This is a genomic window from Microcoleus sp. PH2017_34_RAT_O_A, assembly GCF_020737885.1.
Taxonomy (GTDB): Bacteria; Cyanobacteriota; Cyanobacteriia; order Cyanobacteriales; family Microcoleaceae; genus Microcoleus.
Genome location: NZ_JAEQDD010000003.1, coordinates 163,342 through 187,069 on the forward strand (window position 1 = coordinate 163,342; position 23,728 = coordinate 187,069).

At 44.9% G+C, this 23,728-nt stretch carries 18 protein-coding genes; 5 read left to right on the plus strand and 13 right to left on the minus strand.

The window, feature by feature from the left end:
- Positions 1–8 precede the first annotated feature (8 nt).
- On the plus strand, positions 9–479 hold the full coding sequence (locus JGK11_RS02965; protein ID WP_293210501.1) for a hypothetical protein: 471 nt from the start codon (positions 9–11) through the stop codon (positions 477–479).
- A 558-nt stretch (positions 480–1,037) separates the two neighbouring features.
- Here the strand turns inward: JGK11_RS02965 and JGK11_RS02970 are convergent.
- From JGK11_RS02970 to JGK11_RS02990, 5 genes are all read right to left on the minus strand, one after another.
- On the minus strand, positions 1,038–2,726 hold the full coding sequence (locus JGK11_RS02970) for a DUF262 domain-containing HNH endonuclease family protein (protein ID WP_293196323.1): 1,689 nt from the start codon (positions 2,724–2,726) through the stop codon (positions 1,038–1,040).
- 159 nt (positions 2,727–2,885) lie between these two features.
- Complete coding sequence (locus JGK11_RS02975) at positions 2,886–3,956, minus strand: aromatic ring-hydroxylating dioxygenase subunit alpha (RefSeq protein WP_293196325.1); 1,071 nt, start codon at positions 3,954–3,956, stop codon at positions 2,886–2,888.
- Entirely contained in the window at positions 3,956–4,642 is a 687-nt protein-coding gene (locus JGK11_RS02980) for a class I SAM-dependent methyltransferase (protein WP_293176318.1), read from the minus strand. Before JGK11_RS02980 ends, JGK11_RS02975 begins: the two co-directional genes overlap by 1 nt.
- A gap of 93 nt (positions 4,643–4,735) precedes the next feature.
- The gene (locus JGK11_RS02985) at positions 4,736–5,896 is read right to left on the minus strand and encodes a low temperature requirement protein A (RefSeq protein WP_293176320.1); all 1,161 of its coding nucleotides are present in this window, start codon (positions 5,894–5,896) and stop codon (positions 4,736–4,738) included.
- 225 nt (positions 5,897–6,121) lie between these two features.
- On the minus strand, positions 6,122–8,074 hold the full coding sequence (locus JGK11_RS02990; RefSeq protein WP_293176322.1) for an FAD-dependent oxidoreductase: 1,953 nt from the start codon (positions 8,072–8,074) through the stop codon (positions 6,122–6,124).
- Positions 8,075–8,448: 374 nt separating this feature from the next.
- Between JGK11_RS02990 and JGK11_RS02995 the strand changes: the two genes are divergently transcribed.
- Positions 8,449–10,131 carry a N,N-dimethylformamidase beta subunit family domain-containing protein gene (locus tag JGK11_RS02995; RefSeq protein ID WP_293191622.1) on the plus strand — a complete coding sequence of 561 codons (1,683 nt, stop codon included), beginning with the start codon at positions 8,449–8,451 and terminating at the stop codon, positions 10,129–10,131.
- Positions 10,132–10,524: 393 nt separating this feature from the next.
- Here the strand turns inward: JGK11_RS02995 and JGK11_RS03000 are convergent, their stop codons facing one another.
- From JGK11_RS03000 to JGK11_RS03025, 6 genes are all read right to left on the minus strand, one after another.
- Positions 10,525–10,995, minus strand: a complete 471-nt coding sequence (locus JGK11_RS03000; RefSeq protein ID WP_293196327.1) for a MarR family transcriptional regulator — start codon at positions 10,993–10,995, stop codon at positions 10,525–10,527.
- A gap of 1,258 nt (positions 10,996–12,253) precedes the next feature.
- Positions 12,254–12,511 carry a hypothetical protein gene (locus tag JGK11_RS03005; protein ID WP_293185797.1) on the minus strand — a complete coding sequence of 86 codons (258 nt, stop codon included), beginning with the start codon at positions 12,509–12,511 and terminating at the stop codon, positions 12,254–12,256.
- Between the two features lie 31 nt (positions 12,512–12,542).
- On the minus strand, positions 12,543–12,872 hold the full coding sequence (locus tag JGK11_RS03010; protein ID WP_293185799.1) for a hypothetical protein: 330 nt from the start codon (positions 12,870–12,872) through the stop codon (positions 12,543–12,545).
- Positions 12,873–12,974: 102 nt separating this feature from the next.
- On the minus strand, positions 12,975–15,437 hold the full coding sequence (locus JGK11_RS03015) for a CHASE2 domain-containing protein (protein WP_293210503.1): 2,463 nt from the start codon (positions 15,435–15,437) through the stop codon (positions 12,975–12,977).
- 29 nt (positions 15,438–15,466) lie between these two features.
- Complete coding sequence (locus JGK11_RS03020; protein ID WP_293210505.1) at positions 15,467–16,396, minus strand: DUF1822 family protein; 930 nt, start codon at positions 16,394–16,396, stop codon at positions 15,467–15,469.
- A 31-nt stretch (positions 16,397–16,427) separates the two neighbouring features.
- A complete protein-coding gene (locus JGK11_RS03025) occupies positions 16,428–17,072 on the minus strand; it encodes a hypothetical protein (protein ID WP_293210507.1) in 645 nt (214 codons plus the stop codon).
- A gap of 287 nt (positions 17,073–17,359) precedes the next feature.
- Here JGK11_RS03025 and JGK11_RS03030 point away from each other — a divergent pair, with 287 nt between their 5' ends.
- Both JGK11_RS03030 and JGK11_RS03035 read left to right on the plus strand, forming a co-directional pair.
- Complete coding sequence (locus JGK11_RS03030) at positions 17,360–17,524, plus strand: hypothetical protein (RefSeq protein ID WP_293210509.1); 165 nt, start codon at positions 17,360–17,362, stop codon at positions 17,522–17,524.
- Between the two features lie 56 nt (positions 17,525–17,580).
- On the plus strand, positions 17,581–19,005 hold the full coding sequence (locus JGK11_RS03035) for a CHAT domain-containing protein (RefSeq protein ID WP_293210511.1): 1,425 nt from the start codon (positions 17,581–17,583) through the stop codon (positions 19,003–19,005).
- A 509-nt stretch (positions 19,006–19,514) separates the two neighbouring features.
- On the opposite strand, the gene JGK11_RS03040 is transcribed toward JGK11_RS03035, so the two are convergent.
- Positions 19,515–19,772 (minus strand): hypothetical protein, encoded by a 258-nt coding sequence (locus JGK11_RS03040; protein ID WP_293185809.1) that lies wholly within the window; start codon positions 19,770–19,772, stop codon positions 19,515–19,517.
- A 660-nt stretch (positions 19,773–20,432) separates the two neighbouring features.
- Here JGK11_RS03040 and JGK11_RS03045 point away from each other — a divergent pair.
- Positions 20,433–22,502, plus strand: a complete 2,070-nt coding sequence (locus JGK11_RS03045) for a hypothetical protein (RefSeq protein ID WP_293210513.1) — start codon at positions 20,433–20,435, stop codon at positions 22,500–22,502.
- A gap of 278 nt (positions 22,503–22,780) precedes the next feature.
- On the opposite strand, the gene JGK11_RS03050 is transcribed toward JGK11_RS03045, so the two are convergent.
- Entirely contained in the window at positions 22,781–23,728 is a 948-nt protein-coding gene (locus tag JGK11_RS03050) for a hypothetical protein (protein WP_293210515.1), read from the minus strand.

A 23,728-nucleotide genomic window follows, 5' to 3' on the forward strand; every position in this document is an offset into this window, starting at 1 on the left:
AATTGTGAATGAACTTTAAATCGATCGCAAAAACCAATCTACTACTCAGCAGCCTAATCGTGAGTCTCGGATTCCAAACACTTCCAGCCGCAGCCGCAGTCACCGACGCGCAAGTTTCCGCCCTCGTAGAAGCGCTGCGACAAGCCGCCCCGCCGCAAACCGCAAATGACGGAATGTACAGTCAGTGGCAAGTTTTACCGAATAATATTTCCCGCTGGGCAAAATTCTGTACCAAACAAGATTTAACACCGCAACAATTTGAAGCCGACGCCACAAAAGCCAAAACAATTGTTACCTGTATCGTGGGCGATTTGCTGCGCGACGAATACAAAGCTAGCAGCAACAATGAATTAACCGCTATCCGCCGCGCCGCTTGCTGGTGGATGACAGGAGAATCCGCAGCTTGCAAAAGTGGCGCCACTGCTACTTATGCGGACAAAGTTGTCAGCGTTTACCAGCAGCAGCGGCCGAAAAAGTAAGGTTTGTGCTGCGGGATTTAGATTTTTTTGACCGCAGATAGGGGCAGATAAACGCAGATGAATTGCGATTTTTAGCAGAGGTGTAACCAATCCTATCGAGCCATCGGATGTAGGTTTTGGGCTGTGTAGCCTTCGGGCAAGTTAGAAATATGGGTTGCCTTCTGCTAAGAAGCAAGCTATAATCAGTAATGTACGACCGAACTGTTCGATAGAGCAGTGTAGGCCGCGCCAATTTTTTTCATGTTTCGTTCGCAAGAACAAGAAGAGAACCCAACAACAGGGTTCTATTTTAATTTATGGATGAGTAACTTTTCCTTTGATTTTAGCTTTCAATCTTGAAGCAATGGGTGCATCTCAATGCAAGCGAATATATGCGTAGGGGCGAAGCATGACCGCAGAAAATAGGAGATGATAACTAATAACTTATATGCGGTCATGCTTCGCCCTCTTCCTTGCGCCAGATGCACCCGAAGCAATTTCTGGTTTGATTGTTAATTTTAGCTCTGGCTTTTGTGCTGATGGACAGATAATAGCAATTTGATATCCAATTCAATTATCCTATAAGCGCCAAAGATTCTTGAGAACATTAATCTGCTCTTTCTGTCGTCGAGCGATTACTTCTGGCGTCCATTCCTGTTCCCGCAGCACTTGGGTAGTAAGTGCAAAGGGTGAAACACCTGTTTTAGTGGTGAAATACTTCTGTTTTTTTACATCAAAATCATAATTTTGTGCCAGAGTGTTTTTCGCACAAGATAGTAAAACTAAGTTGCCAAGACGATGTACATATTGAGCGTGCTCTTGCTGATTAGCAAACCACTTCATCCACTCACTATTAGCACCTAGATTTTGGGGAAGTACGTGCTCGACAGTAATGTTGGAGAAGTTGTAAGATGCTTCACCTTCTGACAGAGCAGCATCTAAGCGCACCAAAACATAACGACGAATTTTTTGCATTAGGTAAAGGTCACTATCGAGGACTCTAAGGATATTGTTTGACTCTTCAGGAGTAAACTGGAGCGGTGAATAGGAATTGAATAAATCTTCCTCTTGCTCAATAGCAGTAAGCAATCTGCTGTAACGTTCTATGCGCTCATTGATATTGGCGCGGACAATCATTAAACCTGCGGCAAGGCGGTCTAAATCTCTAAAGAAACGCAGCAAATTATCGGGGTTATTACGGTTACGGTTGCGAGATAGGTAGAGAATGGCAGGTGGTACCCAGTCAAAATTATCAATTTTGTTTAACCATTTAAATAGTTGATTAATTTCCTGTGCACGCGCCTCGCTTTCATAGGTTAAGTTGTAAATGTCCGAAAAAGCCTTAGCATAAGGAGCTAAAATTTCATCAATGAATTGCTGAGGCCCAGCCGCAGGATTGATGTTTTCTTGAAACTCTTTAAGGATACTCTTGCTAAGTTTTTTCTTTTCCTTAATCATGCGAATATGAGAAAACAAATCTTTGAATAACTCGCGTCCCAGATTCTCCTCGGTATCTTCCCACTTTTTAGTATATTTTTCTTGTTGACTTTCGGGTATTTTTCCGATAATGTCAGCTTTCAAGATATCAGTTACAGAAAGATCTAATCCCCTATTGTTCAACACAGAGAATATCCGATATGCAGAGTCAAAGTCAGGCGTAGAAACCACTACTAAGAAGCACTGAGTAATGATGAACTGGGCAAGGCGTATACAGCAATGTTCGCCTATTGCATGGAAACGTTGCAAGAATAAATGTGCATTTTCTTTAATCAGCTTCTGACTATCCATCAGCTCAACACTGTTCAACTCTTTGAGCTTGTTAATACCACCTTCATTTTGAATATATTCCTTGAAAAAGTCTGCATCTCGCTCGCGCAAAGTCAAACGGTAACGATTAGGAGTACCCGCAATCAAGCTGCCTCTTTGGTATAGAAAAGTGGTCAAGTCATTGGCGTGTTCTGTTGGCAATGATGCCCTGAGAGCAGCTAGTAGTATGGTGAGAGTCGTTAGACGTTGCTGACCATCTACAATTTCAGCGGCTGGCTGCTCCGATTTAATCAAAACTATGCTGCCTAGAAAGTAGGGGTTGAGTTCATCAATCGTCTCGTTACCATCTCCCAAGAATGTTAGCAGGTCTTCCAGCAGTTCCCCAGCTTCCTCCTTTGTCCAAGCATAGGGACGCTGGTAGAGGGGAATGGTGAACATAAAGTCATCGCTAAAGATTTTTTTAATCGGATGTTGTTCACCCTTGATGCTGACACGGTTCATGCTTGGTTCCTGTGTTAGGTGTGGTTGGTAATTGCTTCCCGAAAGTCAATTTTCCCTGTTGCTAGAATACCATGCTCAAGCTTGGAAAGGCGAACTCTCAACTTAGCCTGTGCAGGCTGGTTCCATTCGTCGCGCCGCAGATGTCAATCTGCGGCTGAATCACCCATTTTCTGCCTGACTTCTCATCAACTTTTGCACGCTACCCAACGCCCGATTTAATTCGTAACTCTTTCTTTCCGAATTCTGCAAAAAAGCCTGCTGTTCTTCCTCAATCATTAACACATCCTGCCGCACCAAACCATCTAATAACTTTTGAGCGGCACCGAAACAGCTATCTTTGATAAACTTGCGAAACCACACAGGCAATTTGTGCAGCCGCCAAAACGCATTTAATGAGGTAAAATGAACTAAATAAGCGCGAGTTGCTGTCTCGCTTACCGGGCAAACTAAGCAGTAAATCTTAAAGTCGCTTCCCAATGTTGAAACCCAGTTCGGGTAAACATAACTCACGTCAAGCGGTTCCGGGTGCAGTCGGCGCAGAGACTTAAAAAATAACTGGGAAATTGACCAAATTTTATCTATTTTGTAATAACTTTGTGCTTGATAGCGAGCTGTTACTTGATGCTCGTCTTCTGCTAAACTATCTAATACCGGATTTGCCCAAGCTTGCCAATCATCGTGCAAGTGTCCGTGGTACATATCCATCAAATTTTCAATTAAAAATGAATAGTGTGCCTGACAGTCGATGACTGAGACTGTGGCAATATAATTGAGATGTTCCCACTCGGGCAAATCCAATAAATCTATTTTTTCGGCTTGGGTTTTGTCGCCGGGAAACAGCCAGATAAAACCGTTTTGCTCCTTGACTGGATAGGAGCGAATTTTGCAGTTAGGTAGCTTTTGGTTTTCTGCTAAATAATCGACTTCGGCGCATTCTCCGCTTGCATTTAATCGCCATCCGTGGTAAGCGCATTCGATTAAATCGCCTTTAACTTTGCCGTGGCTGAGTTTAACTTGTCGGTGCGGGCACCTATCTTCTAAAGCGTTGATTTTGCCTGTACTGTCGCGGAAAAGTGCGATCGCCCGATGCCACAATATCACAGCTAGGGGCTGACTCTGTACCTCTGTGCTGCGGGCGACTGCATACCATTGCTCCAAATTAATGCCCAACTCGCGGATGTGAGTTTTTTCTCCCCTTGCAGATATCGATTCGATCGCATTATTTTGCATTACAAATTTTCCCAAATTACGCCCATAGAACAACCCAATCTTACAAAATAACAGCCGGGAAAGCAACGGCCGTAAATTCTTTTAAATCTCCCTTCTGACAAATACCTGTCGCTCGCTAAATGCTTCAACCAGCTTGGCGACAATCTAAATTTCAACAATCTTGAAGCATCGCGAAATCCGTATTTAGAACAATCGGGAATAAAATCTCTAATTGCACCTATAATGTAGCCGAGGGTGGCTGGTGTTTCGACTTCCGAGACATTATCTAAAAAGACAATTTTACCCTGCCGATTTAACAAGTTCTTAATGCCTGAGAGGGCGACGGGTAGGTTGGGTAGGTGGTGAAAAGTGGTGGCACTAACTATTAAATCAAATTGGCGATCGAGCGCTAATTGACTGGCATCCATTTGGATGTATTCGATATTGGGGGCTGAGCGTTTTTGACTAGCAATAGCCAGCATTTTTGCTGATAAATCTACCGCCACTACACGCTCGTAATACTTAGCTAATTCCCAAGCCAGAATGCCAGAACCGCAGCCAATATCTAATGCTGTACCTTTGTTGGAAGACAGATTTTTAGTAAAAAAATCGTTCTGGCTTTCCAAGGTGGCAGCGAAATCGTATTCTGTTGCAAAATCATCAAACGTTACAGATTTATTGGGAATTTTCCAGTTACTCTTCAGCATCTATTCTTGCTTTATACTCATTCAACATTTTACCCGCAGATGCACCCAAAGCCACGCGGATGTTTTTTTGTTCCCAAGCTCTGACTTTTCTCCTCAGCGAAACCACACCCACAAACCGTAACTCATCTGAATTGCTAGTAATATTACCAACAAACTCAGGAGAGCGATCGCTCCTAATCCTCCGAAAAGACCTACAATTAGTGTCACAACCGCCGCAGCTAACTTTAAGGCAGGACTCCATATCGGGTGAGCGGGTTCGTCCTCATCTCGGCGCAAAGTGGTTTCTAGTAGAGCAATCACAGCTAAAGAAATCGCTAAAGAACCACAAATTAAGCACCGCACGTTCAAAGGCAGCACTGTTGCTTTCGAGGCAATTACATTGTTGATTCCTGCCGCCGTTGCCGTCACCGACATTACCAGCGGCATATGCAAATATCCCCAAGCAAATACCCAACCAGTTGCAGGTTTTGGAGGCCTGCGAGCGACAAAATCAAAGTATATCCACCATATACCGAAAATCAGCGTCATTCCCAGAATTCCAGTGATGGCATGGGCGAATTCAAAGTGTTCTTTGGCGGCTAATCCTTGAACTACGCTGACTACGGCTTCCCCCAAAACTATAATCATAAATAGTCCGTATCTTTCGGGAAGTCTGGAACTGCTAAATTGGGGGAGTTTTGATTGGTGTCTGAGGGTAAATATCGGGGTATTGATATCTACAAATAAGCCAATTACCCACAAGATAAAACGTGTTGGGGGAGGTGCGAAAACGGATAAGATAAAAAAGGCGATCGAAATACTAGAACCAATGACAAACCGTTTCGCAGTTGGGCGGAAACTCGGTTCGTGGTAACCAGCACGCCACCAGAGAACAGTTACGATCGATCGCGCAAATACGTAAGATAAGGCAAAACCCACAGAGGTTTCTCCTAAACCGTGGTGGGAAAATACCGCCAATCCCGCTACAGCCAAAATTAGGAGAAACGTAAACAATCGATTTTCAATTCCTTCTGTCTCAAACCGCTCATTATAGTAAGTTGCACCGATCCAAACCCACCACGCGGGCAAGAATAGCAAGATGTATTTACCCGCGCCTACCCAAGAAACATCGATCGCCAAATTGTGCGATAATTCGGCAATAATAACTACGAATACCAGGTCAAAAAAGAGTTCCAGCCAGCTAACTTTTCGGTGCAATTGCTGTTCTTCGTCGGTGCGGATTTGCGGTTTTTGCCACCAGATTCTTTTAGCCATAAACCAATGTTTTGTGTGCTAATTTAACTCGAAATAAAATAAAAAGGTTCGTAGTTAGGACTTTAGTCCTTCTATGGATGCGGACTAAAGTCCTCACTACGAACCAGTTTTTTTTAAGGTTCGTAGTTAGGACTTTAGTCCTTCTTCTCCTGAGGACTAAAGTCCTCACTACGAACCAGTTTTTATTCGTGCGGACACGATTGAAAATCCGCCCCGCTGCAAACCTTAGATTTTCAGCACGCCTTCGGGATTCACCGTCAAGAGCGATCGCCTCTGCAAACCCTCCTGGTATAAAATAGCATTAGCTGCCAACAAACCGCTGCTCACCGCCCTTTCCATTAAACCGCAAGGAAAAGGCATTTTTACCCAATCTCCCGCAAACAACAGATTGGGAACAGCGCAGCAAGTCTCCGGCCTTTCCGCATAACTACCGGGCGGATAGCCCGAGAAATTCTTTTGATTTACCAACTCCCGGTGCAGCAGAGTTGCTGCTTTTAATTCCGGTACAATTTCATACAATTCTTGCTCAAAAGTAGCCAGCAAAACTTCCTGGTTGGGGAATTCCTTCTCCTTGTAACAATAAGCGTGCAGTTCCACTACGCTACCGCCAGTTTTCTGATGCCACTCGATGAACTGATCCTGGATTTTGTGGTAAAGTGTGATGCTGTCAGTCAGTTTGTAGCCGGAAAGCGAACTAAAATTGCTGTGTTCCCAGGCAAAATCGCGATCGAACCAAAAACGCCCAACCGCAAACGGATCGGCTATTTTCAATTCCTCAATTCGGCTCTGCACCTGCGGATTCACCTCACCGCTGGCCAAACTAAACAAATGCTGCATCCCCGGAACATCCGCCGCAAATACATAATAATCAGCCTTCAATGTTTCCCCTGCATTCTGCGGTTGCGACTTATTAGGAGCGGTGGCTAACTGTATCTCATCGGATTTTTTATCAACTACTTTAAATCGAGGCAAATCCCGTTGAGCAGGCCCGCTCACAACTCGCCCATCAGCATCAAAAACTGCCCCATGACAAGGACAGTGAAATTGACCGTCATTTTGTTTCTGAACCGTGCAGCCTTGGTGAGTACAGCTCAGAGAAATTGCCTCTTTTCCTCCGGGTGCGGCGGCAAACACGCTGTCGCCAGCGCCGAAATATTCCGTAGAGTTGCTGTCAGTTAACAGCGCGTTTCGCTTTACCCAAAAAGGTACTTTACTCTGCACGTCTCCAGACTGATAAGTCAAAGAATCAATCTGACCGTTTTCCCAGTGAATTCCGCTAACTGCGACATCTGTCAATACTTTGCCACCTTTACTTTCAATGGATCTGGCAATCGGCTGCACCAAACTCGTGCCCATATCTTGCCGCGTGCCGTTGAAGGCCAAACCTTCTGGATTTCCGAAAAAGTAAAAGTGGAAGAATTGCATTAATTCTCCTACGCTCAATTCGTCGGGAGCGTTGAGACTGGACTTGGCAAAAGGCAGAAAATACAAGTCGTAAAGTCCGCGCGGGAATTCACCTTTTACCCAGTCGGCAACTGATATGTTGTCGAGGCGAGCGAAACTTTTTTGAGTTTGAAAACCGCCGATTTCCCGAAAAACTTGCCAGTGAGCGGGTTTTGTCAGGTTGATTCCCCACTTGAGCCTATTCGGAGAAGATATCCCCAAATCAACGATATTCCAGGGGAAAGCTGAATGGTTGGGACGGAAAACTTCTGGTTGGTATTTGCCGTCTCGAAACACAACGGCGTAGGATTCTAAAGATACAAAGTTATCGGTAATTTCTAGTTCTTTGACCACACTTTTGAGGTTGTAGTATTGCGGAAAAAAACCGTGAAAACCGTGTTCCATCATAAAGGTTTCGTTGCCGACTTGTATCGGCCAACTAGCAATTTTACCGCCGAGTTGGGGCGATTTGTCCAACAGCGTCACGGCGAAACCCCGCTGACTCAGTTCGTAAGCACAGGCGAGCCCTGCTAATCCTGCGCCGACAACTGCAACGGTTTTGGGTTTATTCAGCATTCGCGGCAAGTCAAGAGTATCTTGCACAAAAACGGCGGGTTCGGGCTTGGACAATCGAGAGTAGCCCAGCAGCCCGCCTGCGGCACCGACTCCGAGGAATTTGAGGGCGGTTCGTCGAGAAACTGGTGGAGATAGCGGTGGATTGGTTGATTCACTCATAAAGCTGGTTCACACAAATAAATCATCCGATTTTAGATTTCAGATTTTAGATTTTAGAGGCGATTCGCGGATGCTTCCGGGGACTTGTACCTAAAAACATCTCAAATCGGCTTTTCTATCTAAAACTGTTCGGTGATGGGACATACGCCATAAGGCATACATCATAAGACCTAATACATTATATGTGAAGAAAAATTCAGACAAATCACTCAGTCGGAGTAGGACGATCGCGCGTTGGCGAAGCCCTCGAAGAGGATCGCAAATTAATCTATCTCAGGTATGATGTTTCCAGGGCTATTGTAAAGTATTGTTACGCCCGATACACCCAAACCCAACCGTACAATCTATCACCTAAAATTCATAGACTTAAACCAGTGACAGTTAAACTATTGTCGAAATTGCGCCGCCGAGAGTTTCTGAAAGCTTTCTCACTTGGCTTAGCCGCCCCTTTTTTGTCTAACAGCGCAGCACATTCTCAAGACTATTCAAATATCGCAAAAAGTGCTATCGGCACCAATCTCACAGCCCGAGAAAACCAAAAACCCGGAACCCCAGACTGGGAGTTAGAAAATCCTGCTACGAAGCGAGAAATCGAAGGTTATGCCTCTCTGACCAGCGTCAATCTCGGCGGCGAAATTAAGTTATTTGTCAACACTAAAGAACCGAATTATAGCATAGAAATATTCCGCACCGGATGGTATAATGGACTCGGTGGCCGCCGGATGAATGACCCAATTGTGCGGAAGGGAATCAGACAGCCTCCGCCGAGAGAAGATGAAGCATCGGGACTGATAGAATGCGATTGGAAAGACCCGTATATTTTGCGAATTCCCGATCGCCCTTCCGACTGGACAAGCGGCATTTATTTAGCAAAACTCACAGCCAGTATCAGCGGGAAACAAAGTTATATCATCTTTGCAGTGCGGGATGACGATCGCAAATCCGACATTTTATTTCAATCCAGCGTTACCACTTTCCAAGCGTACAACAATTGGGGTCACAAATCCCTTTACCGCTGGAACAGCATGGCAAAACAAGCTTACAAGGTTTCGTTTAATCGGCCCTACGCCATGAGTCCCAACCGCAAAGCAGCTTACGGCGTAGGTGCGGGGGAATTTCTGACAAATTTTCAGCCAAAAAGGAGAACTTCGAGCGCTGGTTGGGAATACAATATGGTCAGGTGGCTGGAAAAAGAAGGCTACGATGTTACCTATGCCACCAACATTGACACGCATTTTAACTCCCGGTTGCTGTTGTCTCACAAAGCATTTTTGTCCGTCGGTCACGACGAATACTGGTCGCGAGATATGCGAGAAAATATAGAAGCTGCTAGAGATGAAGGCGTCAGCATCGGATTTTTTGGTTCCAATATTTGCTATTGGCAGATCCGCCTAGAACCCAGCCGAATTACTAGGGAAGTAAACCGAACTGTGGTTGCTTATAAAGAAATGGCAGATTTAGACCCTATGGGCGCATTACAAAAAGAATTAGGCGCCGTTAATTCGATAGTAAAAATAGCTAATACTGGGGAATTAAGCTATGGAACAGAGCAACTAGAAAGCACTCAAATAGCAACAAGTTACAATAAATCGCCAGCACTTAATTCTTTAGTAACAACTCGCTGGCGAGACCACTCTATCGGAAGTCCAGAAGATGCTTTGATAGGTGTTATGTACGAGACATTTCAAGTTAATTCTGATATTGTGATTGATAAAAATGCCCCGGATTGGCTGCTGGAAAAAACTCAGTTAAAACAGGGCGACAAGTTACCGGGACTGTTGGGTTATGAAGTCGATCGAATGTTTGGCAATGCTCCGAAAAATATAGTTCGGGTCGGGCATTCTCCATACCCTCACGGCGGCGGGACTCGCTATGCTGACATGACGGTTTATACAGCAGATTCGGGGGCGAAAGTATTCGCGACTGGTTCGATGCAGTGGGCGTGGGGATTAGACGATTACAATGCGCCGCAGTTGCGATCGCCTGTTTTAAATGCCGGAGCTCAGCAGATAACGCGAAACGTTTTAGCAAAGCTGTTAAATTCAGCCAAAAAGTAAATTATGTAATAACTATCCTCTATCTCCATAAGCGGCAAGGTAAAGGGAAGCAGAGCCTCCGAATCTGCATTACTAGGCTCTTCCTGGTAACGAGCAACGAGCAAACATTGCTTAAGTTATTAAATTGTTATTCCTAATCAAGGTACGTAGTTGGGCTTAAGCCCTCTTTAGGCCTATGGATAAAGAGGGCCCAAGCCCAACTACGTACCTAATTTTTGTGATGACTATAAAACCACGCTGCTTCTTAACGAGGATGCGAGGGGGATATCCAAGTATAAGGAGTGTTAAATGAACCGTATTGGGCTATAGGTCAAAAAAAGCTGTAGGGTGCGGACTACGTACCCTACAACCTATATGTCACAGATTAAACAGTAAATAGATGTATATGAGGTTTTACCGATCGTTAGATTTGCCGTCAAACACCTCTCTGAGTAACGTCAATCCTGCTAAAACGCTCTCCATCTGCTCCTCAGACAAATCCTCGAACATTGGCGAAATATTGCTACAGGTGAGCGCTTGAATTTCTTCGAGCCTCGCACGACCAGTTTCTGTCAGTTTCAGCACCACCGCTCGCCGTTCCTGAGGATGTTCTTTGCGGTCTACAAATTTTTCCTGAACCAAGCGCTCGCAAATTGCAGAAGCAGTCGGTCGAGTTACCCCCAAATAATCTGCTAACTTGGATAAAGAAGAACCTGGATAGCGGTAAAGAAACATGAGACTGCGAAACTGAGATATCGATAAAAAGGGTTCTCCTTGATTTCGCATTTGGGCTCGAATCGACCCCACAATCAGCGGAATGATTTCCACTACTGCCGCAGCGCAGCTATCGGGGGTTATTCCTGTAGAGGATTGTTCCAAATTCATCTTTCTTCCCCCTGAAAAATCTCCACCATTGCTGTACTCAGCAAGGTGGCGTGAGCAAAAGGGATGCTCGGTTGGTGCAGCATACAAATCAAATTTCATGTTTGAGTAAAAAAACCTTGGCGTCAACAGAGGCTTTCTGTGAAGCTCCTGCACTTGCTCGGAGGGTGCTTCAGTGACTTATTTAGGTTTTTAGTTTACTTTTCCCAGGGGGGTGTAAGTAAGTATAGGCGACTCGGGCATTTAATTATGGACGGATCGCTAATTTGCTTTATAGACAGTACAGGTATTCGCTCTGCACCGCAATTGCAGTAATACTAACTGTTAGCTATTCTAACAGTTTAGAATTAATTTGTTTGGCTAAATTTGTCAATTTATATGAAAATCGTGTGTAAATTTGGAAATTCAATCTGTTTATCAATCCCTGACTTGAATTTACTGCAATTAACTGCCACACGCGGCTATTTTCATTGAGGGAGCTGGAAATGTTGTTTTTAATTTGGCATCGATTCTGTTTGGGTTGTCGATAGCTAACATTGGCGATCGACCGCATAGTGTAAAATTATTTATCTAATTAAGTATTATTACATATAAATTAGGAAAAGTGAGTTATATATATCACAGTTAGTTGCTCGATCGGAAAAAGTACCATAAATTTTGGAGTTTTTAACTGCCGATGGCTCGCGGGCGACACGCCCGTGCCACAATTAACAAAGATGAGTATAAAAAGTGAGAAAGTTGGTTTGATTAGTAGCCTTAACACTATTTTCGTAATCCGTACAAGTACCTATCAGATCGAAAATTGTTGGTGCGATCGCAAATCAAGTCAACAGCAAAGGAATGAGAATTAAATAACTTATTGATGGTTCTTGTGGGATGGGCGTCCCGCCCGTCCCACTTTCAAGAGTGTAAATTATTTACTTTGCGATCCAAAACTGAAATATACCGCCGCCAACTTGTCGCCACCCAAAATATCGACTTAGCCGAACTCTACCACGAGGCTTGCCATACTTTGCTCCCAGTGATAGCGCTAGTTAAATTTGATTGTTGCAACTTAATTTACAACCTAAAGACATAGGACATAAAAAGCAATTATTGAAAAATTTACGGTGAGAGTTCGATCTCAATCCCGAATTTCCGCTGCTTCAGGTTCAACTGTATTGATTGTTAGATTTATTTTTGGGTTGGAGTCTTTAAAAATATGCCACAGGATTTGATCGAGGGTGTTGAAATCAAGGCGGGATTTGCGATCGCAGGGGAATCAATTGCCGCTATTTCTCAAAATAAGCTGCCGTTGTAATTGCTCAACTAGAGCGTCGGTACAAATGTTGGGCTTGAATCCTTTGGAAGGTGGAGTGCTGGAATTTTGAAGAGTTTTTTTGGGAGATGGCTCTGGCTCGGGTTTTGGTTCGTAGGTGTCTAATATTGCGCTGAGTTTTTGGATTTTCTCCCATAGCTCTACTATCAAGGCTTCTTTTGCCTCGCTCGATAGTTGTTTTAAGTCGGGGAGTTTTTCCATTCCTTTATCTAATGTCTATATTGTCTTCTTGTTAAAGGGGTTGAGCAATTACCTTATTGGTTCTTTTGCATGATTTAGAAGGGTCGAGTCCACCAGGTTTGGTATTAGAATCGGGAGGTGTGTTAGGTGTTTTTGATACTTTCGATCCGGCCCCGGGTTTCGTGTTTTTGTCTGGTGGTGTGATTGGTGTTTTTATATCCGGCTTTCTCTGGGGTTTGGCGTTTTGTGCGATCGCAATTCGATGATTTTTGACCAAATTATTTTCTACTACAGTAGCTGGATGTGCCGGATTTGCCAGCGCTGACGCAGAATCGATCGCCAAAATTAAACCCAAAACTAACTGCAATTGCATTTTACACATAAAAGCTCTCTTCTCTCCCAGTCCCTCTGAGTTCGGAATTTGCTTGTATAGATGCGGTTTCAACCGCCGACATTTCTCCGAAATTTCAGCCGCCGAGGCTAATTAAGATCGATCGTACACAAACAAGATACCACCCGTCGCAACTAAAGCCACAACCGCCGGAACCAAAGGCATCCAGCCACCGAAAGTCAAAATTACCAAAGAACCTTGGTACAGCACACAGATCATAGCACCGCTAGCGATCGCCAACACCAAGAGCGATCGACCCCGCCAAACCAACAGCCCGCCCGTCACAGCCACCAACCACACAAAAACAGCATCTCCCCACTGTATCCCTTGCGATTGTGGTAAAAGCCACATTAGCGGCCTTTTATCAATTACAGCGCTGAGGATTTGACTCACCATGTGAGCGTGAATCCAAACTCCCGACATTTTACCGTAAGGAGTATCAGAATCCTCCCTCGAAACCTCCGAAGTGTGACCAATTAGGACAATTTTACCCTTGACTAAATCAGAGTTTATTTTCCCTTCCAATACTTCTTGAAGCGTCACTTTAAAAGCTGGCTTGGGGTTGGCGCGGTAGTTGAGCAAGACTTGACTTACTAGCGCCTTTAAATCTTGATAACCTCCTGTACGAGTAGCCAATCTTTTGAATGTAACATCAGCGATTCGCCACTCTTGATTGTTACTTATCTGTGATTTTATTCCTTGATTTTCCAAAAAACGCAAAGCTAACAGAAAGCTGAAGCTAGTGGGAATTTTACACTTGTTAGTAAAACTAGAAACATTTGGTTTATAGGAAAGAGATTGACGGCGAATACTGCTACCTTTTTCATGGCGCAATTCATCCGGAGTCAAATCGCTAAAACCAAGTTGATTGGTTAATTTAGCCTTAGACAATTCTGGCGGCGGATCGTAATTTATATCATTGGAACCATAACTGCATACAGTAATAATATTAGGATTGCTATCAAATAGGGAAATTAAATTTTTTCTTCCTGGCTCCCTTGCCACATTTCGGTGCATATTCAAACCAATTGCTATAGGTTTAAACTGCTGCAATTTGTCCATCGCCTTTGCTAAAGTAGCATCCGTTTGGGGATAGCCGTACTTCTCGGCATCCTTGTTTGTCACTTCCACAACCAGCAACCGATTGTCGATTAATTCCGGTTCGCGCTGGCTCATTAGTCGATCGAGCATTGACAGTTCCAGCGCCTCCATAACCCCCAGAGAGCGCGTTCCCATCACAGCCAGGGTACAGCCCGCACTCGCCAAAATCACCGACTTCAAACGCGAAAAAACATTAACCGGCGGTCTTTTCCCAGACGTGGGAAGCAAAGTCAAATCCTGGGCCACAGCAGGCGAATCCGGCGCCAGCAAAAAATCGTTCCAAACCGCAGGCTTCGCTGCCGGATGCTGCCAAATTACAGGCAACCAACTAGCACAAGGAAAATCCTTTTCCCAAGTCTCCAACCGCCGCCGTGCTTCCCCCGCTGCTGCATACAAAGACTTGCCATCCACAAACTCTTTAAGAAAACACTTTAAAAATTCTTGAGCCACAAAATCCGGCACAAACTCCCGCATTAAAATCATTTGCGGAATCATCTGAAAATCATCTAAATTTCTAGCCAAACCCAACCCATCGCAACAGTTAAAAATTGCCAGTTGCAAACCATTTTTTACCGCTTTCCTCAAGCCGCACCACAACTCATTAATTGTCAAAAAATCAGTTTGATTGATATATATTTTGCCAATATCGTCCTCAGTTTCCCCATGGCCTGCAAAAAATATAATATCCCAAGATTGCTCCCAAAGTTCGTCGTTAATTTCGTCCTGTTTCGGTTCCACTAGAAACCTCACCTCAGCATTGGGAGACAAATTCTCCAAAATTTTCCTATCTTGCGTGATATCAATCCCAGCGCTGTTTCCCAGAATTGCTAAAATCCTTACCTTAGACTTGCGGATAGGTTGTCCAGGATTTTCCAGTGTTACATAGTTTAATTTACTCAGCGAAGGTTCGGCTTTCGGAAATCTTTCAAACAAATCCCACTGATTCCAAGGCAGTTTGTGCAAGTGTTTGTCATTTGTGCAAATCAGCACCCTTGCCTCTTCATCTGGATTTAAATTGTCCCCAATTATTCTATCTACCCTAGCAAATTCAGGAGACTTGAGCCAATCATTCAGCATCAACACAAGTTTTTTCCCAGACTCTTTGCAATCATTCACAGGACTTCTTGCATTAATCTTTTTCGGTTTTATCCGACGAAAAGACAATCCTTTAGCCACCGTCGATTTCACAGCAGTATTTTTTTTGGCATCTTTGTGCAAAAAAGGGTAAATTAAATGCACTAAATTTTCCTGGTGATGCCGGGAATTTGTTCCCATAGCTCGATATTTTTCCCGCCAATGTTCTTCTTCAAAAGCTGCTATTTGCGGGTTGGCTGGCAATGTTTTACTTTCCGTAAAGTCCGTAGAGGGAAATTGATTATTTTTCCCAATTTTTATGGTGCAGCGAAAACCTTCTTCGCAATCTCCGTCTAATTTCAAAACAATTAACTTATCCACAATTCACACCCCCTCTTGATAAGTGACAATTAGATCAAAAAATTTTCAGTCACGCTGAAATCGCCCAAAGCCAACTTGACACTAAAATGCTCTCCCGGTTCTCCGCTTAACTCAAAGAGCAAATTTTCTGTTTTATTTGCCCTAGCTTGCATCAGAGGTTCACCTTCATCATCCAGCACCATCAACTGCAAATCGTTGGGCAAGTTAGTTTGACCGTTTGTGGGATAAACCTCTACCGAAATATCGATATCTGGTTCATCGGTTGTCATCAATTCCACAAATAAAGCTACTTGCTCTTTTCCCCACTCTAAGTTGAGTAATTTGCCTCGCTTGACTGGTACGCGTACATCTGCTGAAGCACTTTTTTCGACTACTTGGGGACTTCGGAAAGCAAACTGCAATTCTGGTTTTGACTCGAACAGTGTTTGGGCTGTGTGCCAACCGCTATCGACAATATTGTGCAACCACTGACTGAGATTTACAGGCTTGAGCTCGTCTAAGTATTCTAGCAGGTTGTCGATCGACTCCAACTCGCTAAGTGGAACTTTTTCTCGATCGCCATTTTTGACAAATCCCAGCAACTTCACCTCTTCGAGAGATTGGCCGATCTCTACAGCAACATAACCGATTCTGTCCGATCGCACTTCTGCCGGAATCGAGACACCTTCTTCACCAGGGCTTACCCAACGGCATTCCAGCTTGCCAATACCTTTGACATCCAAATCCGCAATATCCATGAATTTCTGGATCGCAGGATTCCAAATATTGCTGGCATCCAAATCAGTGTCTATTTCCATACACTGAAAGTAGAAATCGACTGCGTGCACAGCCAAAGCATTGAGATAAACCTGTTTGGCTTTCCCCCGGTCACTTTGTTGCTGTGCAAGGGTTTGAGCGCTGCGGTAGGCTGCTGGGGCGATCGGTATTGTCAAAACTAAATCAACTTCTGTGTTATTCATGATCCATCTCTGCTTTTGGGTTTTGAATGTCCTACAAGTATTCTCGGAATCTGGGCGTGAATTTCTCCAAAGACCTCTGGTAAAAACTGCTCAAACTTGAAATACTTACTCCTAACTCTTCGGAGATTTGCTGCAAGCTTGCATCTTCTATCACTCTCTTGACCAGCAACAATTTAAAGTTGACGTGGGCGTGCTTTCTCATCACTTCGTTTTGAAAAATATCGCCCGGATCTTCTTCAATCATCTCAATTAGACCTGCTGCGATTGGACAAGATTCATGTTCGACCTGCTGCTTTTCCATTTGATTGAAAACGGGTTCCATATCTCCGTAGTATACAGTTGGTAAATCTTTCCTACCTATAACTTTAGGGGTGGTTTCTTGAAAACATTTAACTATCAAGAAGTTTACCCACTGGCTGACCTCTTTTTCAGGTCGGTAGTTGTGAATTTCCCGGGAAATGCGAAACATCAGTTCCTGTTTGGCTTCCAGCAAAATTTCCTGATAAATTGCGTAGGAAAAATTCTTATTCTGCGGACAGTTAATGATTTTATATTTTTCAATTTCCATCACTAATCTGGTCACAGCTTTCTGTCGCCCTAAAGTTTTAGGCTGGTGATTTTTGGCAGCTATGGCTAGCTGTTTGAGCCGATCGTCAATTTCGTCCTTAGTAGGCATCTCTTGTTCCAAGGTTACTCAGAAAAATAGTCTCCAACCAGCTATGCAGGCCGCCGGGTTGAGCGAATGCTCCCAGAGCGACTGGTGCGCCGGCTGTCGGAGCCGCCATATCCCCTGCAATGCCTTCTATTTGCCTATCTGTCGGGATCTGCGATTTTTATGCAAAACTTCTGCATAATTTACAAAACTTTACATAATTCGCGAATTTCTGGGCCCAGGGGCGGTCGTTGGTGCGCCAGGAATCAGGCGTTGCGGGCTGTTCACCCGATAGGAGATGTTTGGGGTTTGTGTGGAATGCTATAATCGCGATCGCCAGCAGAGTTAATTATTTACAGGAAGCGCGATCGGCAACCGAGCAGGACGATCGCACTCCGAACCAACGGTTTTTACGATCCAGAGTGGTGCAGCAGTCAAATAAGCCGTTATTATTGTTTCAAAAAATTCGATTTTAACCATCATTCCCAATTCTTTAATCGCAAATCGAAAATGGTCTAACCGCCCCAAAACCATGCACTACCAATCCCAGCAGCACCGTCAAAAACACGCAACTCAGAAAAAAATCAAAAGAGCTATTTTTTACTGTTTGACAGCCATACTTTTCTGCTGGAGCACCGCGAACCTCGCTACCATTGCCCAAAAGCCAGAACCAGGCGGACTTAACGGGCAAGAAATGAGACAAGTTCTCGATCGCGGAAACCTCACCGAAGCCGTCACCAGAATCGAAAAAGACTGGGAAGAAGACTATCAAACATACTTTGAACAAGACTTTGCCGCCCGCGAAAAAACCGCCCAATCAATATCAAAAACTCTTTCCCGCCTAGCAGTTCAAACTAAGAAAAAACCAGCTTTAATTTACGCCATCCCGCGCACAGACCAACTAGAACTAATCTTAATATTGCCCGATCGCCCGCCAATTAACCGCAGCGTCCCCTCAGCCCAAAAAGACAAACTGGTGCCAGTCGTCCAAGCATTTACCAGCGAAATCACCAAAGTAGCACAAATTAATACTACCAGCTATCTAGAATCAGCTCAACAACTTTATCAATGGATAATTGCACCGCTAGAAGCAGACTTGAAAATAGCAAAAATTGACACCTTGCTGTTCTGCGTCGGCGAAGGTTTGCGAACGGTACCCCTAGCAGCAATGCACGACGGAAAGCAATTTTTGATCGAAAAATACAGTATGTCGCGGATTCCGGCATTCAAGCTGATAGACATCAATTACGCCGATCTCAGAAACTCCCACGTCTTAGCAATGGGAGCAGAAAATTTCTCAGAAACCGCGAACAAACAACCGCTACCGGCTGTTCCGTTAGAATTAAGTGCGATCGCCCGACAGTGGCCAGGTCAATCCTTTATCAACGAAGATTTTACCATCGTTAACTTGCAATCGCAGCGACTGCAACAAAGATACGGCATCATCCACCTGGCGACTCACGCGGAATTCCGCCCCGGAAGCCCAGATAACTCCTACATTCAATTTTGGGATAACCAACTCAGATTATCTCAAATGAGAGATTTGAAATGGAACAATCCGCCACTGGAACTGTTAGTATTGAGCGCCTGTAGAACTGCCTCGGGAGACAAAGAAGCAGAACTCGGATTTGGCGGCTTAGCGTTGCAATCGGGAGCAAAATCTGCCCTCGCCAGTTTGTGGTATGTGTCAGATGCGGGGACTCTGGCGCTGATGACAGAGTTTTACCAGCAGTTAAAAATTAGCAGCAAACCTCAAGATCCTCCAATCATTAAAGCTGAAGCTCTCAGACAAGCACAAATTGCTGCGATTAAAGGTAAAGTCACCATCGAAAATGGGCAACTGCGAAGTTCTAGGGGAGAAACTCCGTTGCCGCCGTCTATCCCCAAACTTGAGAGCAAAAATTTATCGCATCCTTATTATTGGGCCGCTTTTAGTACGATCGGCAGTCCTTGGTAATTGTCGGGGAGAAACAGGTAAGATGCCTGTTCCACTATGGGGGAGAAACAGTTATAGCGGATCTAGCTCTCATATGAGGTACGTTGTTGGGCTTGAGCCCTCTTAGTTGAAGGGTTATGTAAGCTGTCAGTCATACCTCATCTTTTTGAGAAAGGCTATAAATCAATACGGTTTACTTAAGATAGTCATTGCGTAATTGTGGGGAGAAACAGGCAAGATGCCTGTTCCACTATTGGGAAGAAACAGGCAAGATGCCTGTTCCACAATTGAGGGAGAAACAGGCAAGATGTCTGTTACACAATTGGGTTTATTTAAAATATTGTGGGGTGGGCTTCTAGCCCGCACAAAAAGTTAAATCTTTTGGGCCGCAATTGAGGGAGAAACAGGCAAGATGCCTGTGCCACAATTGGGGGATAAACAGGCAAGATGCCTGTTTCACAATTGGGTTTATTTAAAATATTGTGGGGTGGGCTTCTAGCCCGCACAAAAAGATGAAGACCGCCCAATTTCTAGACTTTGCCCGATCGCTTAATCAGTACACTAATCACTTGTCCTGGTTTTGACCCTCGCTGCGGAGGACTCCAATCGCCGACGGCTGCAAATCCCAGCCGGTACAACGTGTGGATGGTTTCTAAAACGGCTTTGTGGGAACCGAAAACGGTTATCTGCAAGACTTCCTGTTCCGATTCAAAGTCGTCATTTGGACGATCCTCTTCGAGGGCTTCGCTAACGGACGAGTTATCGTCAGGCAAAAATTCCTGTGACATAATATGGTCTCCTAGTTTTTGGTTTTTCTGGTGAGGAAAACCCAAAAACCCAGCCGCCCCGCATACTAACAAAAGGCAGGGCGGCGACAGAGAATGTTATCCTCGATTAGCCTCCATACTGCTCATCCCAGTTTGGCGGTTAGCTGTCCTTAGCTGTTACAGCAGCTTTGGACAGTGCAACTAGATTTTCGGGCGACGCTGGCTGCTTCCTCTTCGAGCAAAGCAACCTTAATTTCACAGCGTAGCGGCTTGTGGGGCCGCCGTCAATGAATTTTAGATTTTAGATTTTAGATTTTAGATTTTAGATTGAAGAATGGCTCTGTTTGGTAAGTCGATCGCTCTTGGATGGCGATAATTGTACGGAACGATATAGCAACCGCCACTACCGATATTGAGATAAATATATAGAATAGAATCGATATATGCTAGGACTCTTTAGCATAAACAGTTTGATGCTCGTACTATGTAACTGTCAGCGGTCAACTGTCAGCGGTCAACTGTCAACTGTCAACTGTCAACTGTCAACTGTCCATCGAGCCTCTTGACCGAAACAGATGATAGGCTATAAAACATAAAGTAATTCAATATCTGTAGCTGTCGCTCAACCAACCACCACCAACCTGTGACAAATCAAGCGGGAGCCTTCAAGGGGAAACAAAAATGAAAAAATTAGAATTTTTACTACAGAAAGAGGGCGATCGCGCCTGGTTGCCCCTAGAAACCCCCGACGTGGAAATTCTAGAAGGCAAATATCGCGTCGTGGCGCGCATTCAGCACCCCAACACCGACATCGAAATTCGCATCATCCATACATCCTTCGACGAAACAGCCCCCCAGCGGAAAGTCCAAAGCAGATCGGCCCGCACCAACCCCGAAGGATTAGTCGTGATTATTCCCTACACTCGTCTCAAACCGGGAATGTGGGAACTCTCCTGCTTACCAGATCCCAAATCAGAACCAGCAAAATCTTGGCAGTATGGCGTGCAATTAGAAGTATTGCCCGCAGAATCGGAAACTTCCGAACCCCTACCGGCGATCGACTCCTCCGAAGCCGCAGCCTCAGAAAACGCAGCAGCAGTCGATCGGACACCAACCGAAATCCCAGCCCCACCTCCACCTCCACCGCAGCCGACCAAAATCTACCAATTCCCCCTTCCCCAAACGCCTCAGCCGCCGAAACCCCCAGTCAAACTCGAACTTGAACTCGTACTCGATCGAGAAACCTTCATCACCCAACTCGGCCGCCCCTTAATCATTTCCGGCAAAATCGACATTCCCCAACCACCTCAAAAAACCAGAAGAACACCACCTCCCATCCCCGAATCGCAACTTCAAGAACTCCAAAAACTCATCGGTTCAGCACAACTGCAAATTTACCTGCGAGACCCCCAAACCTCACAAATACTCGCCCAAATCGAGCAGCCGATGCCAGAACAAGCTCCTCCCTGCATCTTTGCCTGCGTTACCTACATCCCACCCGACTGCAAAAGTCGCCTAATTTTAGGAGAAGCAATTCTCAGCAGCGGCGATGTAACTTTAGCCACCAAACTATTCACAATTACAGCCGGTTTAGAACACCTGCTAGAAGCAATTAAAGACGATTTCATCGAAGAAAAACATCAAGCCGAACCCTCCGCAACAGCAGTCAGACCACCTCGGAAAGAAGTACATCCCTCCTTCCTCCGGGTAGCACAAAAAAGCTTAGATCTGCCATCTCCCGCAGAAGTCGCCATCAATGAATCTTTAAGCAATGAATCCCTACCCCCTCAACTAAATTCCCGCCAGACTCCAAGTGCGGGCGGCCTAGAATTGCCGGCATTCGGTAACAAACTGCCCGACAGCAGCCGATCGCAATTGCTCTCAGAAATCACCAATTCGTCTAGAACATCCGCCGGGGCGATCGACCAACCAACCAAACCCTCAGACATCGCAACTACCCCAGAAAAGGCCGAAGTTCGGGCGATCGACCAAAAACCCCAAAACACTCCCGAACCAGAAACACCAGCCCCAGAACCTACGCCACCCCCCTCACAAAAGGCATTTCAAACCTTAAACGTCCAAAATAGATTTTGGTCGCGACTGAGTTCCCTAGCCAGCACCGGCGAATCCCCCGAATGGCTGAAAGCAACCAGCCTGTCGCCAACTCCAAAAGCCACCCCCAATACCAGCGAAGCCATAACAGTCGTCGAAGAAAGCAGCCCAACTAAAGTGCAACCAGCAATCAGGGAAACCATTTCCCAACCGCAACCTACTGGCCCGGAAGCGAGAGAATTTGTGGTGTTTGACGAGCCCCCGCAGCCGAAACAAGTTGCTCAAAAAACCACCAAAGTAGAAGCAGAAGCAACTCCACCAACTCCCTACGTTTTGTCAGAAGACGAGTCAGTACCGATGCCCATCCTGGAATTGCCGCGCGCCCAAATCCTTGCAGGCCAGGCTGTAATAGTGAAAGTGCAACTACCGGAATTAATGCCGCGGATTTATGTAAAAGTTTGGGTATTCGATCGGCAAACCTACCTAATTCTCGACGGGCCGCGCTGGATTACCGAATTTACAGCTACCGGGTTGGGAAATATGCGAGCTAGTATCGAGTTAGAGATTCCCTACGGCTGCATGGAAATTGAATTTGAGGCGATCGCCGTCGAAATGCAAACTCAGCGGGAAAGTCACAAAGTCAGCGTTCACCGCCAAGTTTTACCGCCAGCCGCGCCCACTTTGCCTCTGGAAGGTTAAATTGTCGATCGCTCGCTCGATGAATAATATTCACATCAACAAGCATAATAAAATTGGTTCGTAGTGAGGACTTTAGTCCTTCTTTCCAATAAAATTGGTTCGTAGTGAGGACTTTAGTCCTTCTTTTCTTATGACTGAAATCCTCACTACGAACTAATTGGACTATCGGTAATCTACCGACGATAATTATAAGGACTAAAGTCCTTACTACAAACTTAATTGCCGACGATAATTATAAGGACTAAAGTCCTTACTACAAACTTAATTGTGGTATTTTTTCAAGTCGATCGCACTAACTGCCGAAACTTCTTCTTAAACTTATTCTTATACACATAGATCGATCGCTGAAAATCCTCAACTTGCAGCGACATCTCCGCAGCCAAACCCGTGCGATTCCAAGCATCCTCCTGACACTTGCGGCGGCAAAAATTCATCGGTTCCGAGTAAACCTTAGATGTCGATAAAGTCGGCTTCGGCCCGCACCAGTGAATCACAGTCGCCGACTCGCGATCGCCCGCAGGCCCGTTTTCTGCCACCGGAAACCGCTTTCTCAGCAAATCCTGGTCAAAATCCGGCACCAACAACTGCATATCCACATTCTGCACCCGCAGTCGATTTTCCCCGGCCGCCCGGAAAATCATAAAGTTCAAAAACCCCATTTCTCCGTACTTAAATATCCCCGGATTAGCCTCCGTAAAATCTAAAATTTCTATGTATTCTTCCAAGCTAAAAATACCGCGTTTAGCAAAAAAAGTACCCGTGCAGAAATAGTTCGATCGCGATTCCGACCACCTAAACTTCGGGAAATGCTTTTCAACGCCCGGAATATCAAAGAAAAACTCCGAAACATCTGCATCCGAGTAATCGTAACAAGGCTTGTCTACAGTAAAATCAAATTCTTTAAAATTAGCCAACTTCAGAACATCGCCCCAGACGATCGTATCGGCATCCAAAACCATAAAATTCGACCAAGGGCTTTCCCAGAAGGCAATCATTTTAGTTTTACCCCAACCAAAACTTCTTTTCCTGAGAACCTCTTGGGAAACGTTTGTGCGATCGATAACTCGCACCCCGTAAGACTTTTCCAAAGCACTCACAGAAAACGTACCATCAATCAACAAACAAATCGGTACATCTCCCAGGAAATATCGAATGCTAGCACAGCAACCCTTAGCAAACAGATAATCCTGGTCGCAGCAGGCAATAATAATACCAAAATCTTCCAT